Annotated in this window: 16 protein-coding genes; 5 read left to right on the plus strand and 11 right to left on the minus strand. The window is 58.6% G+C overall.

The genetic code is table 11. From position 1 onward, the window contains the following. Nucleotides 1–38: 38 nt before the first annotated feature. The 5 genes from BTIS_RS08640 (at nt 39) to BTIS_RS08660 (ending at nt 5,313) form a co-directional block, all read left to right on the plus strand. A complete protein-coding gene (locus tag BTIS_RS08640) occupies nt 39–362 on the plus strand; it encodes a hypothetical protein (protein ID WP_094664572.1) in 324 nt (107 codons plus the stop codon). Then, on the plus strand, nt 346–1,422 hold the full coding sequence (locus tag BTIS_RS08645) for a diacylglycerol/lipid kinase family protein (protein WP_158216882.1): 1,077 nt from the start codon (nt 346–348) through the stop codon (nt 1,420–1,422). Before BTIS_RS08640 ends, BTIS_RS08645 begins: the two co-directional genes overlap by 17 nt. Further along, on the plus strand, nt 1,422–4,025 hold the full coding sequence (locus BTIS_RS08650) for a DEAD/DEAH box helicase (RefSeq protein ID WP_420807015.1): 2,604 nt from the start codon (nt 1,422–1,424) through the stop codon (nt 4,023–4,025). The genes BTIS_RS08645 and BTIS_RS08650 overlap by 1 nt, the downstream gene beginning before the upstream one ends. Nucleotides 4,026–4,114: 89 nt before the next feature. Then, complete coding sequence (locus BTIS_RS08655; RefSeq protein ID WP_094664576.1) at nt 4,115–4,462, plus strand: RNA polymerase-binding protein RbpA; 348 nt, start codon at nt 4,115–4,117, stop codon at nt 4,460–4,462. A 131-nt stretch (nt 4,463–4,593) separates the two neighbouring features. Beyond that, nucleotides 4,594–5,313 carry an HAD hydrolase-like protein gene (locus BTIS_RS08660; protein ID WP_094664578.1) on the plus strand — a complete coding sequence of 240 codons (720 nt, stop codon included), beginning with the start codon at nt 4,594–4,596 and terminating at the stop codon, nt 5,311–5,313. A gap of 190 nt (nt 5,314–5,503) precedes the next feature. Here BTIS_RS08660 and BTIS_RS08665 read toward each other — a convergent pair whose 3' ends face one another. The 11 genes from BTIS_RS08665 to trpA form a co-directional block, all read right to left on the minus strand. Beyond that, nucleotides 5,504–6,172 (minus strand): MerR family transcriptional regulator, encoded by a 669-nt coding sequence (locus tag BTIS_RS08665; protein WP_094664580.1) that lies wholly within the window; start codon nt 6,170–6,172, stop codon nt 5,504–5,506. A 103-nt stretch (nt 6,173–6,275) separates the two neighbouring features. Further along, the gene (locus BTIS_RS08670; protein ID WP_094664582.1) at nt 6,276–6,716 is read right to left on the minus strand and encodes an FHA domain-containing protein; all 441 of its coding nucleotides are present in this window, start codon (nt 6,714–6,716) and stop codon (nt 6,276–6,278) included. A gap of 4 nt (nt 6,717–6,720) precedes the next feature. Next, complete coding sequence (locus BTIS_RS08675; protein WP_094664584.1) at nt 6,721–7,557, minus strand: DUF881 domain-containing protein; 837 nt, start codon at nt 7,555–7,557, stop codon at nt 6,721–6,723. Between the two features lie 6 nt (nt 7,558–7,563). Beyond that, nucleotides 7,564–7,896, minus strand: a complete 333-nt coding sequence (locus BTIS_RS08680) for a small basic family protein (protein ID WP_094664648.1) — start codon at nt 7,894–7,896, stop codon at nt 7,564–7,566. Further along, nucleotides 7,896–8,606 (minus strand): DUF881 domain-containing protein, encoded by a 711-nt coding sequence (locus BTIS_RS08685; protein ID WP_158216883.1) that lies wholly within the window; start codon nt 8,604–8,606, stop codon nt 7,896–7,898. Before BTIS_RS08685 ends, BTIS_RS08680 begins: the two co-directional genes overlap by 1 nt. A 247-nt stretch (nt 8,607–8,853) precedes the next feature. Further along, the gene (locus BTIS_RS08690; protein WP_094664650.1) at nt 8,854–9,504 is read right to left on the minus strand and encodes a CDP-alcohol phosphatidyltransferase family protein; all 651 of its coding nucleotides are present in this window, start codon (nt 9,502–9,504) and stop codon (nt 8,854–8,856) included. A gap of 14 nt (nt 9,505–9,518) precedes the next feature. Further along, nucleotides 9,519–10,370 carry an ATP phosphoribosyltransferase gene (gene hisG / locus BTIS_RS08695; RefSeq protein ID WP_094664588.1) on the minus strand — a complete coding sequence of 284 codons (852 nt, stop codon included), beginning with the start codon at nt 10,368–10,370 and terminating at the stop codon, nt 9,519–9,521. A 54-nt stretch (nt 10,371–10,424) separates the two neighbouring features. Continuing rightward, entirely contained in the window at nt 10,425–10,688 is a 264-nt protein-coding gene (locus tag BTIS_RS08700; protein WP_094664590.1) for a phosphoribosyl-ATP diphosphatase, read from the minus strand. 83 nt (nt 10,689–10,771) lie between these two features. Then, nucleotides 10,772–11,437, minus strand: coding sequence for a ribulose-phosphate 3-epimerase (gene rpe / locus BTIS_RS08705; protein WP_094664652.1), 666 nt, complete (start codon nt 11,435–11,437; stop codon nt 10,772–10,774). 69 nt (nt 11,438–11,506) lie between these two features. Then, the gene (gene lgt, locus BTIS_RS08710; protein WP_094664592.1) at nt 11,507–12,439 is read right to left on the minus strand and encodes a prolipoprotein diacylglyceryl transferase; all 933 of its coding nucleotides are present in this window, start codon (nt 12,437–12,439) and stop codon (nt 11,507–11,509) included. 93 nt (nt 12,440–12,532) lie between these two features. Beyond that, a complete protein-coding gene (trpA, locus tag BTIS_RS08715) occupies nt 12,533–13,402 on the minus strand; it encodes a tryptophan synthase subunit alpha (protein ID WP_094664594.1) in 870 nt (289 codons plus the stop codon). Nucleotides 13,403–13,431 lie beyond the last annotated feature (29 nt).

Below are 13,431 nucleotides of genomic sequence, written 5' to 3' on the forward strand. Positions count from 1 at the left end.
GAATGGTGGGCTGATATGAATCGTAAGGAGACGCACGCATGCCGGGATGGGTCTGGGTAGTGTTAGTGATCTTTTTTCTTGTGATGCTGGCGAGCGGCATCATATATGCAATCAGGCACGCGATATCGGCTCTGCGTGTCGTCGCGGGAACGGGTGATGACATCACCAACGCACTGGCTCGTCTGGAACAGGATCCAGAGACCCGCGAGAAGCAGGTGCCCTCTTTTGTTCTGCCGATTGACGTATCCGCGGAACGGTACGCCGATGCCCATTCCGCCGTGATCAGGCATCAGGAGGAGATCAGGAACAGGCATGCAGCCATTTGGAAACGCTGGAAGACGTTCAATGACCTTGGCCGCTGATCACGACAATCATCACGACAGGGGAGCCTCCGCTGTTCCCCATCGCCGCGGCATAGTCGCGGTTCTGACCAATCCTGCGGCTGACAATGGGCATGGATCCCACGCATCCCGCAAAGCCGTCGCCGCATTGCGCGAAGCCTGCGGACGGCATGGCTTCGCCGTCGTGGATGTCACCGGACATAGCCGTGACGAGTCTTTGGAAAACGCATGCCGAGCGATCACCCATGCCAAGGCGCTGGTCGTCGTCGGCGGGGATGGCATGGTATCGATCGGCGTCAACGCAGTGGCTGATTGCGACGTGCCACTTGGCATCATCGCCTGCGGATCCGGCAATGACTTCGCCAGAGGCGTTGAATTGCCGATCGGTCGTATCGCAACCAGCGCCGAAGGCATCGCTGCGGCATTGTCATATGATTCAACGATCGTATTGGATCTTGGCCATGTCCGTTCCCCGGAGGACGGAGGACACCGTATCGACACCTTCTTCGCCGGCATGCTGAACTGTTCGATCGATGCGGCCATCAATGACCGTGCCAATCAATCACGATTGCCGTTCGGCACGCTTCGTTATCTGGAGGCGGGCATCCGTGAAGCGGCGCATGTGGGAAACTACGGGTTCCATGTTGCGGTCACCAACGACGATTATTCCGTGGATGATTATGATCTGCTCACGCCGCTTCTCGCCATAGCCAATGCCGTTTATATCGGTAGCGGCATCCAGGCGTCGCCGGACTCCGATCTGGACGATGGACTATTGGAAATGCTTTGGGCCAAGTGGTTGCCTACGGCACCGGCGGCATTGCGGATACTGGCCAAGGCATATCGTGGCGAGCACCTTGACGAGCCGGTAATCGGCTACCGCAGGATTCGTTCGATCACGATCAACGCCACTGGGGAGGGGAAGGAGCCCCCTGTCCTGATGTCCGATGGGGAGTGCATCGGCACGCTTCCGGTCACCGTTGACGTGCACAGCAAGGCCTTGCGCCTGCTGGTACCTCCGGCGGCACGCGAACATTGGAACATTGTGGAAGACAACCGTCATACGGGGGAGGACCACTGATGGCACGACGTCATCGTCACAGGCACGACAGGACCACCGAGAATACCGAACAGGACAGTATGTTGCGGTCAGAGGACTCGAGCCCGGCGGCCCGATATCAGGCGTTCCGCGAGCGCCAAAAGCATGCCGCGAGCGCGGCGCATCGTTTTGCGCAGACGCTGGATTTTTCCCTTGATGATTTTCAGCTGGATGCGATCAATGCCTTGGAGTCCGGAGACAATGTGATTGTCGCTGCGCCGACTGGTGCCGGTAAGACCATCGTTGCTGATTTTGCCGTGTTCCTGGCTCAGGAGCAGAACGTCAAGGCGTTCTATACCACGCCGATCAAGGCGTTGAGCAACCAGAAATACCATGATCTGGTCGAATTGTACGGTCAGGACAGGGTCGGTCTGCTCACCGGTGACACTTCGATCAATTCCGAGGCGGATATTGTGGTGATGACCACTGAGGTGCTGCGCAACATGCTGTATGAGCAGTCCACGACGCTTACCGCCCTCCGCTATGTGGTGCTTGATGAGGTGCATTATCTTGCCGACCGGTTCCGTGGCCCGGTGTGGGAGGAGGTCATTATTCATCTGCCCCGTCAGGTGCGTGTGGTGGGTCTTTCCGCCACGGTTTCCAATGTGGAGGATTTTTCCGCATGGATCGAGTCGACAAGAGGCGATACCGCCCTGGTGGTGTCCGAGCGTCGACCCGTGCCGCTGGAGCAGCATGTGATGGTGCAGCGTGATGAACGGCACGAGCCTGAGATCTATGATCTGTATCGTTCCGCTACCAGTGCGCAGCTCAATCCCGATCTGGTGTCGCGTATGTCGGAGTTGGATCGTATGGCGGAGCGACGTTCCGGCACGCATGGCTCTCATGGGCGAGGCCGAGGCCGTATGGATCGCCGCGAGTCCCGTGCGCAACGATATACGCCAAAGCGTTGGGCTGTGGTTGATGAGTTGCATTATCTTGATTTGCTGCCGGGCATCTACTTCATTTTTTCCCGCAATGGGTGTGATATGGCGGTGCAGCAGTGCATCAATGCCGGTTTGGAGCTCACCACGCCGGAGGAGGCGCGTCGGATCAGGCAGATCGTGGATGAGATGGTGGATGGGCAGCTGACTCGTGATGAGTTGCGAACCCTGCATTTTGCGAATTTCCGTTTCGCGTTGGAGGAGGGTTTCGCTCCGCATCATGCGGGAATGATCGCACTGTTCCGCCAGATTGTCGAGCGCCTGTTCGAGTTGAGTTTGGTGAAGGTGGTATTCGCCACGGAGACGCTGGCGCTGGGTATCAATATGCCTGCCCGATGCGTGGTGGTAGAGAAGCTGGACAAGTTCAATGGAACCGGGCATGTGCCATTGACGCCGGGGGAGTTCACCCAGCTGACCGGTCGTGCCGGACGGCGCGGCATTGATTCCATCGGTCATGCCGTGGTGGTTGATCATCGCGATTTTCAGGCGGCCACGGCGGCGGCACTGTCGTCGAAGCGCGTGTATCCGTTGCATTCCAGTTTCCGACCTACGTTCAACATGGCGGTCAATCTGTTGGATTCCAGTGATTATCGCACCGCGCGCGCCACGTTGGATCACTCCTTTGCCCAGTGGGAGGCGAATGAGTCGGCGGAGACGTTGGAGTCGCAGATCACCACGCTGACCGCAGCATTGGATGGATATGAACGGGCATTCGTCTGTGACAGGGGAGACTTCCGCGATTTTCTTCAGGTGAGGATGCAGCTCACTGATCTAGAACGCGGGGAACGTAAGGCGCTCAAGCATCGTAATTTCCATTCCGAACAGGAGCGGTCACAGGCGTTCCGTGACCTTGACCGGCGTATCGCGGAGCTTCGCGAGCGGGATCGGATGCATCCGTGCCGATCCTGTCCCGATCTGGCGCAGCATATGCGCTGGGGGCACCGGTGGATGCGCGAAAGTCGTGAATTGGAACGCGTACGGCATCGGTATGATTCGCGAACCGGTTCGGTTGCCCGACGGTTTGATGCGATCTGCACGATTCTGGAGGATCTGGGATATCTCGAGGGCGTTCCCACGCCATTGTCGGATGCACGTTCGTTGCCTGGACGTCCCGCCGACTATGTACTGACGGAGCGGGGACAATTGCTGCGCCGGCTGTACAGTGAACTCGATCTGGTGTTGGCGCAATGTCTGATATCCGGTCTGTTTGTTGATCTCAAGCCCGCCGAGGTCGCCGCACTGTGCAGTGCGTTCGTCTATGAGTCTCGCCGAGGCGGGTCGGGGGAGCCTCGTCGGTATCCCGGCAGGCTGGAACAGGTTGCGGCGCAGACGAAGCGGATATGGTCGCGCATCAATGCGATCTGCGAGGATGCCGGTCTCGACGCTCCACGCCAGTTGGATTTCGGCATGGTCGACATCACCTACGAATGGGCCAAGGGAAGCGATCTGTCCGTCGTATTGCAGAACAACGATATGACCGGTGGTGATTTCGTCCGTACGTGCAAGCGGCTGGCCGATATTCTGGGTCAGGTGGCACAGACCGGCCCATATCTTGACGGCGACGGAGAGTATGTGGCTGCGACGGCCAGGCAGGCCGCGGATCTTGTCAATCGCGGTATCGTCGCGTATTCGGGAGTCGACTGACGGCCGAGACAGGGGAGAACCGGGAATAATATCAAGGTCTGCCCTGTTTTGTAGCGTGGAAACGGTTGTATAGGTACAGGAGGAATAGCATGGCTGAACGTTCGCTTCGCGGTATGAGCATTGGTGCGAAGTCACTGGAATCGGACGACAACGTCGATTTCGCCGCCCGTAATGATGTGGCATACGTATGCCCGAAGGGCCACAGAACGATCCTGCCGCTGGCTGAGGGAGCTGAAGTGCCCGCGGAATGGGAATGCCGTTGCGGTCTCACAGCGCACCGCGAAGGTGCTGAGGATGCCGAGGCGAATGAGATCGCCAAGCCGACCCGTACTCATTGGGACATGCTACTGGAACGGCGCAATGAGGAGGAACTCAAGGAGCTGCTCGACAAGCGTCTGAAGATGCACCGCGAGGGGTGGATCCCGGACTACGAGTAGGCGGTCTGATGCCCGGCCATGATTGATATCGTGGTCGGGCATCATCATGACGGTCGTGTCTTCGACGACGCATATCAATTCGATCGATCAGTGAACATATCGATCAGCGAACATAATAGGAGAGGAAACCCATGACCACGCATCCGAAGCATGTCGTCCTGCTTGATCTGGACGGCACCCTGACCAAGTCCGATCCCGGCATCATCGCATCCGTGACCAAGGCGTTCGAGGAACTGGGCAGGCCCGTTCCCGATGACGCCGAATTGCATCGATTCATCGGTCCTTCGATCATGGAATCGTTCCAGCGCAACGGCATCCCGACAGGTGACGAACTTGATCGTGCCATCAGCATCTATCGTCATTACTATTCGGATGCGGCCGTGTTCGACGATCCCAACGAACCCAGCAACAAGGTACCGGGGCGCCTGTTCAACACGGTGTACCCAGGAATCCCGGAACAGCTTTCCAAGCTGCGTGAAGCCGGATACTATCTTGCCATTGCGACCTGCAAGCCTGAGCCGCAGGCCATTCCGGTATGCGAGCATTTCCATCTGACCGGCATGGTGGACGGCGTATACGGAGCCAGCATGGACACGTCGCGACTGGATAAGGATCAGGTGATCCGATACTGCTTCGATCACATCGGATACGATGAAGCCGCCGGCGACAAGGCGGTCATGGTGGGTGACCGCTGGACCGATATGGATGGCGCGACGGCAACGGGCATCGGGTCGATCGGATGTCGCTGGGGTTATGCCGAGCCGAACGAGCTTGAGGAGCATAAGGCTACGCTGATCATCGACACCGTCGACCAACTGTATGACGCGGTTCAGGAATATTTCGCACGCTGACATGACACGTACGGTTATGTAGTGCACATCGCGAACGGGCTGTGACGGGCTGTGACTTATGGCAGGTATGTACCGTAGGCACAGCCCGTTTCCTGTATCATCCTCAACCGCCCATATATATATCCGATAATGTACGTTATGTCAGATTATATTCCCGACCGCTCCGCTACCAACCAATTCACCATCCTGTTCACGCCTCCTCGCGTTCTTCCCCTCTATGCTTCCGCTGACGCACGACTTCGCCCTGCTGACCATATTGTCTGCGCAGCCGTACTTCCGTGAACTCATCCAGCGTCAAATCCGAAGTGCGTACGTCCTTGTCCTCGACGTCCACAAATTCCTCATTTTTCAGCGCGTTGTTCACATACCGATACACAGCACCGACCGATACGCCAACCACCATGCGACCGTCACGGATCAAACGAATCACCTGGGCATCAGTCACACATTCATAGACGGTATCGCCATCGCACAGTATGGTGACGTCCTCAAGTTCCTCGGTCGTATGTCGTACAAGACAATGCATGGTTGTGATCACGGCCTGCAGATTCACACCGGCATTCAACATATTCTGAAACACCGTCAAACGGACCACGTCGTCGAACGTGTACAGCCTACGTACCGTGGTGCCATGCACGAGCAATATGGAAGGCTCGACTATCCGCTTACGGGCCAGATAATCAAGCTGCCGATGAGTGATCCCGGCTACTCTGGACGCCACCGTCCCCTGATATCCCCTTAGACGGCAGGCGCTCTCCCCCATATCAAACAACTGTCCCTGAACGGCGTGAGGCAACGACTTCGTTCGTCCTCGTGCCGGGACGTGCAAACTGAGACGAACCGTGGAGTCTTCGATCATTGAAGTCCCTCCCACGCAATGCTGAACTGGACTGCATTATCCAGTGTAGGGCATTGCCCGGGAGGGACACGGAATTTAAAAAACGACGTGTCGAACGCGCCGCTCAGGCGGTCACAACGGCCGACTTGGTGAAGAAGACCAGTCGGAACTTGCCGATCATGATCTCGTCGCCATTGTGCAGCACGGCTTCATCCACACGCTGACGGTTCACATAGGTTCCATTCAATGAGCCGGCATCCTGAACGGTGAAATGGCCGTTGACTCGGTGGAAGACGGCGTGTGCTCTGGAGACCGTGGAATCATCGAGTAGAATGTCGGAACGAGGATCGCGTCCAACGTTGACGGTGTCCTCATCGAGCAGATAGCGAGATCCCGATACCGCGCCACGTGTGGAGATCAGCAAGGCCGAATCATCACCCAGTCTCGCGATCGTATCGAGATCCTGCTGGGTCAGAGGCCTGTCCCCTGTGCTGGTAATCGGAATATGAATGGCCGGGATACCAATGATGGTAGTCTCTCCGGCGGTAGGAATCGGATCAGTCATGGTTCTATTCTACAGTCTTGGCGTACTTATAGTCGGTTGATTGTCTCACCGAGTCGATCTGCACATTGTCGGATTGCTTGACGGACACGCCGGCGTCGTATTTCACACGAAGCTGCGAGCCCACTCCACCGGCGATCTGCACGGCGTTCTGCAACGAGGACGGATCGCCGATGGCCTTGATCACATACGGCGGTTCCACATTCTGCCCGCTGCAGTTCAATCCGTTTTCGGTGTCGAGCAGCGACGTGGATGTCACGACTCGCACATCGTCGAACTCTATGACCTCGGCTCCGGCGTTGCGGAGTTCCTCGATCAGGGTGAACATGGTGGATGCGGGAATGTGCTTGTCCTTCTGTCCTATGGTGATGATCACGCCTTTCCCCTGCGCCGGCAGTCTGCCGGACAGGATGCCACTGCTCTCCTCGTTTTCCTTGGCGACGCGTTCGACTTCCTTCTGCTTGTCGGCTGCGGACTGGATGGACTTGAGCTGTTCGGACAGCTGGGACTTCTGGCTTTCCAGATTGTCGATCTGCTTGCTGGTCTCGTCGAGCAGTCGGACCAGCTCGTCCTCGCTCAGCGTGGAGTATGACGACTGCGAGTTCTGCAGCTGGGTGACGTATCCGAATCCGAGCAATGCGCACAGCAAAGCCATGAGGACGGACGTGAGGATCTTGGCCCGATTCGATCCCCGCCTCGCCCGCGGCGGTCTCTTCTTGACCTGCGGGAACGTACCTGTGGACAGGTCGTCATTGATCTCATCGGCCATCTCCTGATGCCGGAATCGTTTGAACGCCGGCTTCTGTGAGGTCTTCTCCCCCTCGCTGTGTTGGATCCTTGCCATCGATCATCAGCCTCTGAAGATGAAACGACGAATGGCCGACACGTTGGAGAAGATGCGAATGCCCAGCACCACGATCACTGCCGTGGTCAGCTGGGATCCCACTCCGAGTTGGTCGCCAAGAAACACCAGCAGTGCCGCGGTGATGACATTGGACAGAAACGAGATGACGAAGACACGGTCCGAAAAGCTGCGCTCAAAGTATGCTCGTGCGGATCCGAGCAATGCGTCGATCGCCGCCACCACCATGATCGGCAGATACGGCTGCAGGGCGATAGGCACGTCCGGTTTGATGAATATGCCCACGACGATTCCAACGATGAGTCCGATGATTGCCGGCATCATTCCACCCCTTTCGCATATTTGAGGTCGGGTGCGCCCGACGCCTTCAATGCAAGCTTAGACGACTTCGCTACATCAGGATATATGCCGACTTCGCTCAGCGACTGATATAGGTCGGTATTGTGTTGTTTGTCGACCGAGTTCTCCAGCGCGGACTGATCGCCGATCGCCTGTATCCGATACGGGCTTTGCACGGATGTGACCCCGACAAGAATGGTCTGTCCGGCCACGCGCACCGACGACTGGACGCCAATGCGGACATCATTGACCGATATGGCTTCGGCTCCGGACGCCCAGAGCCGTGAAATGAACAGTTGGAGATCCGAGTCGGACACCACGCGGATGATATGACCGTTCTTGTCACGGGGAAGGTCGCCCTTCTGGTCCTCCGCCGCAATGGGGTCGGTCAGCGTGACTACGACCCCGCTGCCTTCGACCGCGATGGTGCCGTTGGCAATGGCGTCCTTGGTGGTCTGGGAATTCTCCTCCCCCTGCTTCAGCGACTGGGTGAGGGCGTCAATCTGCGAGCGCTGGGTGGCGACGTCGGATTCGAGTTTGTGTTGTTCGTCGTTTCGTGCGGCGACTTGGCTGGCGAGTTCCTGGCGTACTTTTTGTCGGGTGTTCATGTGGAGTTCCTGTACGATGACGCAGCCGGATATGCCGACGATGACGCAGAAGATGAAGGTGAGGATCTTGGTGATCCAGATCATGGCCGTTGATTGTTCTTGTACGACCAGTGTGGAGTCTTCGAATAGTGGGTCGATGGGGCGGTTGGTGAGGTCGTCGATGAGGTGGAGTGATTCGTCGACGACTCGGCGGCGGCGTGATCTTCCGGCGACGTGGGTGCCGTCGTTGATGGCGTGTCGGTTGATGAGTCCGAATACGGACCGGGAATGGGCTGATCGGCGGTGTATGGGCGCATTCCCGGAGTCTGTTGGATAGGATATCGGGGTGCGGTCATCGGACATGTGCGCGCCGCCTTTCAGCGGTGTGGCTGTTGTCGTGTTGGAGCAGGATGGTTCCTTGGGTGATGTAGATGACTCCGGCGGTCCAGTAGAGTGCGGCTCCCCAGATGGCGCCTGCTACGCCGATGAAGTGGAGCACCATGAAGAATGGTGTTGTGGCGAGGTCGGCGACGATGAGTACGGGTACTGACATGAGGAGTAGTGCTGTTCCGGCTTTGCCGACGAAGTGTACTGGTAGTGGCCCGTAGTCGTTGTTGGAGAGGATGAGTACTTCGATCAGCATGATCAGGTCTCGTGATCCGACGGCGATCAGGAGCCACCAGGGGAGAATGTTTGCCCAGCCGAGGGCGAGCATGGAGCAGATGATGAGGAGTCGGTCGGCGATGGGGTCGAGTATCTGTCCGATGCGGCTGACTTGGTTGAATCGCCTGGCGATGTATCCGTCGATGCCGTCTGATGCGGATGAGATGGCGAGGATGATCAGTGACCAGACGAGGTAGCGTTTGGAGATCAGTACCGCGATGACTGGTATGGAGAGAATACGGAGGAAGCTGATGGCGTTCGGCACGGTCCAGATGATGTTCTGCGGCTCGGGGCTGAACGCTTCTTCCTCCGTATTGTTGTGTGTTGGCTGTCGGCTCATGAATGCAAGTGTATTCACATTCGGGATGCCTGCAGCGCGGTGACGATGATCGCTCTGGCTCCTACTTCGTAGAGGTCGTCCATCAGCTTGTTTACCTGCGCGCGGGGGACCATGACGCGGACTGCGGCCCATTGTGAATCGTGCAGCGGAGAGACTGTCGGGGATTCGAAGCCGGGGGTGATGGCTACGGCTGCGGAAACCTTTTCGACGGGGATGTCGTAATCCATGAGCACGTAGTTGTGTGCGGTGAGCACGCCCTTGAGACGGCGGGACAGGATCTTGAGTTCCTCGTTGCCTTCGGCGAGGCGGGGGGAACGGATGAGGATGGCCTCGGAGTGGAGGATCGGGTCGGCGAAGGTGCGCAGTCCGGCGTTGCGTAGCGTGGTTCCGGTGGAGACCACGTCGGCGATGAGGTCTGCTACGCCCAGGTGCACCGAGGATTCCACGGCGCCGTCGAGGTGGATGATTTCGGCGTGGATGCCGCGGTTTTCCAGGTAGTCGTGGACCAGTTTGTCGTAGGAGCTGGCGACGCGCTTGCCGTCGATGTCGGCGAGGGTGGCGATGTCGGATTCGTTCGGTGCGGCGAAGCGGAAGGTGGATGCGCCGTAGCCCAGGCCCATGGTTTCCACGGCTTCGGTTCCGGAGTTCAGCAGCAGGTCGCGGCCGGTGATGCCGACGTCAACGGTGCCGCGTCCCACGTATACGGCGATGTCCAGGGGACGCAGGTAGAACAGTTCGATGCCGTTGTCCGGGTCCTCCACGACAAGCTGACGGGAATTCGAACGCAGTCGGTATCCGGCTTCCTGGAGCATATTCCAGGACGGTTCGGATAGCATTCCCTTGTTAGGAACGGCGATTCTCAACATTGGAATCGATCTCCTTTTATTTCGATGCGGTTGGTGATGTCTCGTTCGGCGACATCACAGGTGCTTGTATACGTCCTCAAGGCTGATGCCACGATCGATCATCATCACCTGAATGTGGTACAGCAGTTGGCTGAGCTCCTCGGCGGTGCGATCGGCACCTTCGTATTCGGCGGCGATCCAGCTTTCGCCGGCTTCCTCCACCAGCTTCTTGCCGATGAAATGCGTGCCCTTGGCCAGTTCTTCGACCGTCAGTGATCCTTCGGTCTTGGCTGCCGCCTTGGCGCTGAGTTCCTCGAACAAGGAATCGAAGGTCTTCATAACTTGGGTTTCTCCTTTATCGGTTTCGGCCGGTGGCATAGGTGTCCACCGGCCGTGTGGACGACCGCCCGGATGGGCGACGTTCAGTCTCGGTATGCAGCCTGGGCGTTGGAGCGGATCAGGTCGATCTCGGCTGCGATGTCATCGGCACCGTATACTGCCGAGCCGGCCACGAGGACGTCGGCACCGGCTTCGGCCACGATGTGGGCGGTGTCGCGGCTGACGCCACCGTCCACCTGAATGTGGGTGTCGAGGCCACGGCGGGTGATCTCATCGCGCAGACGACGGGTCTTGGCCATCTGGTTGGCGAGGAACTTCTGCCCGCCGAAACCGGGTTCGACGGTCATGATCAGAATCATGTCGAACTCGTCGAGGATGTCGAACAGCGGCTCGACCGGTTCGGCGGGACGGACGGCGAAGCAGGCCTTGCATCCCATGTCGCGCAGCTGACGGGCCAGACGGACGGGAGCGTGGGTGGCACCCATGTGGAAGGTCACCGACTGGGCTCCGCACTTGGCGAATTCAGGGGCCCAACGATCCGGGTCCTCGATCATCAGATGCACGTCGACAGGCAGCGGGCTGACTTCGCAGATGCGCTTGACGATGGGCTCGCCCAGCGTCAGATTGGGGACGAAATGATGGTCCATCACATCGACATGGACCAGATCGGCATTGGCAATCGCATGAAGATCGCGTTCGAGATTGCAAAAATCCGCGGATAGGATGCTTGGTGCAATTTGAATCGTCATATGACCCATTCTAGGGATGCAGAACGACGATTGGGCGCTCATTTCCCCGCTTCTTCTCGGTATTTGGCATCATCGACCGTTTCCCGATGCCTTTTCAGCGGACTGTTCGACCGCCATGCGCTCGCGTTCCTCCGCGGTGACCTCGACCAGATGACGGGACAACACCGCCGTGCCGCTCCCCTTTCGCCACAGCAGCACGAACAGCACGCCGCCGAGGATGAACACCAGGATCGCGGTCCACACGTTGATACGCAGCCCCAGAATGATGGTCGAATAGTTGATGCGCAGCATTTCGATCCACGTACGGCCAAGGCCATACCACATCAGATACATCGCAAACTGCTGGCCTGCTTTGAGCGTACCGGTCAGACGGCGACCGATCATCACGATCAACGCGGCACCGACCAGGTTCCAGATCATCTCATACAGGAACGTGGGATGGAACAGCGTGCCCACCGGGCAGGGCTGTCCATCGTAGCAGACCTGCGTCTTGCCGATGGCGTCGGCATCATTGAGGGCCAGTCCCCACGGCAGGGTGGTCGGCTTGCCGTACAGCTCCTGATTGAACCAGTTGCCAAGACGCCCCACGGCCTGCGCGACCATGAGTCCCGGTGCGAGCGCGTCGGCGAGTAGCGCGAATGGATACTTCTTGTGTCGGCACCACAGGAATGCTCCCAGCGCGCCGAACAGGATACCGCCGAAGATGGCCATGCCGCCCTCCCACACCTTGACGATGTTGATCAGGTTGCCGGTCGGGGGGAAATAGGCGCTGGGCGTGGTGATGCAGTGATACAGGCGAGCGCCGATGAGGCCGCTTGGTACGGCGACGAGTGTGGTGTCGAGTACTTGGTCGAAGGTGCCTCCGTATCGTTTCCATCGGGTTGTCAGGATCCAGACGGCGAGGCAGATGCCGATCAGGATGCAGATCGCGTACATGTGGATGGTGAGTGGTCCGATGTGGAATTCGGAGAATGTTGGTGATGGGATGGACGCCAGATTCATCGTGCCTCTGCTTGTTGATCGGTGATATGCGTGCGGCGACCGTAGGATTGCCACGGTCGCCGCAGTGTTGTCATGGGGTGGGTTGCGTGTCCGCTAGCGAGCGCGGCGGATGCCTTCGGCGAGTTCGTCGGTTTTGGCGGCGAGGTTGCGGAGGCCTTCGTTGGTGTCGCGTGCGGTTGTGTTGTCGTCGTTGAGTAGGGTGTGGACGAGGGCGGATCCGACGATGACGCCGTCGGCGTAGGCTCCGACTGTTGCTGCTTGGTCGGCGGTGGAGACGCCGATGCCGACGCATACGTGTGATGCTCCGGCTTGGCGTGTGCGTTCGACGAGGTGTTCGGGTGAGGAGCTGATGGTGGCTCGTTCTCCGGTGACTCCCATGCGGGAGGCTGCGTAGACGAATCCTCGTGCGTTGCGGGCTACGATGGCGAGTCGTTCGTCGGAGGAGTCCGGGGAGACGAGGAAGATGCGGTCGAGTCCGTGTCGGTCGGAGGCTTCGATCCATTCGCCTGCTTCGTCGGGGATGAGGTCGGGGGTGATGAGGCCTGCTCCGCCGGCGTTTTCGAAGTCGGTGGCGAATCGTTCGACGCCGTAATGGTAGATGAGGTTCCAGTAGCTCATGATGAGGGGGACGCCGCCGGCGTTGGCTACGGTTTCGACTGCCTTGAATACGTTGGTGATGCTTTCGCCGTTGTTCAGGGCGATTTGGCTGGCTGCCTGGATGACGGGGCCGTCCATGACTGGGTCGGAGTATGGGAGTCCGATTTCGACGGCGTCGACGCCGTGTTCGACCATGGTGCGGAGTGCGTCGAGGGAGGTGTCGGGGTTGGGGAATCCGTAGGGCAGGTAGCCGATGAAGGCGGGCCTGTTGTCGGCTCGCAGTGTGGTGAACATTGTTTCCGTTGGGCTGGGCTTGTGGCTGATGCCCAGGGGCTGTCCTGATGGTGTGGTTGTTGCGTTGGTCATGTTCGCGTTCCTTGTTCTGGCCGTTCTGG

The organism is Bifidobacterium tissieri (assembly GCF_002259645.1).
In the GTDB taxonomy this organism is placed as follows: Bacteria; Actinomycetota; Actinomycetes; order Actinomycetales; family Bifidobacteriaceae; genus Galliscardovia; species Galliscardovia tissieri.

Coding starts and splice junctions, on each gene's coding strand:
- BTIS_RS08700 (WP_094664590.1), bottom strand. CDS start 10,688: ATGAAGACCTTCGATTCCTTGTTCGAGGAACTCAGCGCCAAGGCGGCA.
- lgt (WP_094664592.1), bottom strand. CDS start 12,439: ATGAATCTGGCGTCCATCCCATCACCAACATTCTCCGAATTCCACATC.
- BTIS_RS08690 (WP_094664650.1), bottom strand. CDS start 9,504: ATGAGCCGACAGCCAACACACAACAATACGGAGGAAGAAGCGTTCAGC.
- trpA (WP_094664594.1), bottom strand. CDS start 13,402: ATGACCAACGCAACAACCACACCATCAGGACAGCCCCTGGGCATCAGC.
- BTIS_RS08680 (WP_094664648.1), bottom strand. CDS start 7,896: ATGCCGGCAATCATCGGACTCATCGTTGGAATCGTCGTGGGCATATTC.
- BTIS_RS08650 (WP_420807015.1), top strand. CDS start 1,422: ATGGCACGACGTCATCGTCACAGGCACGACAGGACCACCGAGAATACC.
- BTIS_RS08670 (WP_094664582.1), bottom strand. CDS start 6,716: ATGACTGATCCGATTCCTACCGCCGGAGAGACTACCATCATTGGTATC.
- BTIS_RS08675 (WP_094664584.1), bottom strand. CDS start 7,557: ATGGCAAGGATCCAACACAGCGAGGGGGAGAAGACCTCACAGAAGCCG.
- BTIS_RS08685 (WP_158216883.1), bottom strand. CDS start 8,606: ATGATCTGGATCACCAAGATCCTCACCTTCATCTTCTGCGTCATCGTC.
- BTIS_RS08640 (WP_094664572.1), top strand. CDS start 39: ATGCCGGGATGGGTCTGGGTAGTGTTAGTGATCTTTTTTCTTGTGATG.
- BTIS_RS08655 (WP_094664576.1), top strand. CDS start 4,115: ATGGCTGAACGTTCGCTTCGCGGTATGAGCATTGGTGCGAAGTCACTG.
- BTIS_RS08660 (WP_094664578.1), top strand. CDS start 4,594: ATGACCACGCATCCGAAGCATGTCGTCCTGCTTGATCTGGACGGCACC.
- BTIS_RS08665 (WP_094664580.1), bottom strand. CDS start 6,172: ATGATCGAAGACTCCACGGTTCGTCTCAGTTTGCACGTCCCGGCACGA.
- BTIS_RS08645 (WP_158216882.1), top strand. CDS start 346: ATGACCTTGGCCGCTGATCACGACAATCATCACGACAGGGGAGCCTCC.
- hisG (WP_094664588.1), bottom strand. CDS start 10,370: ATGTTGAGAATCGCCGTTCCTAACAAGGGAATGCTATCCGAACCGTCC.
- rpe (WP_094664652.1), bottom strand. CDS start 11,437: ATGACGATTCAAATTGCACCAAGCATCCTATCCGCGGATTTTTGCAAT.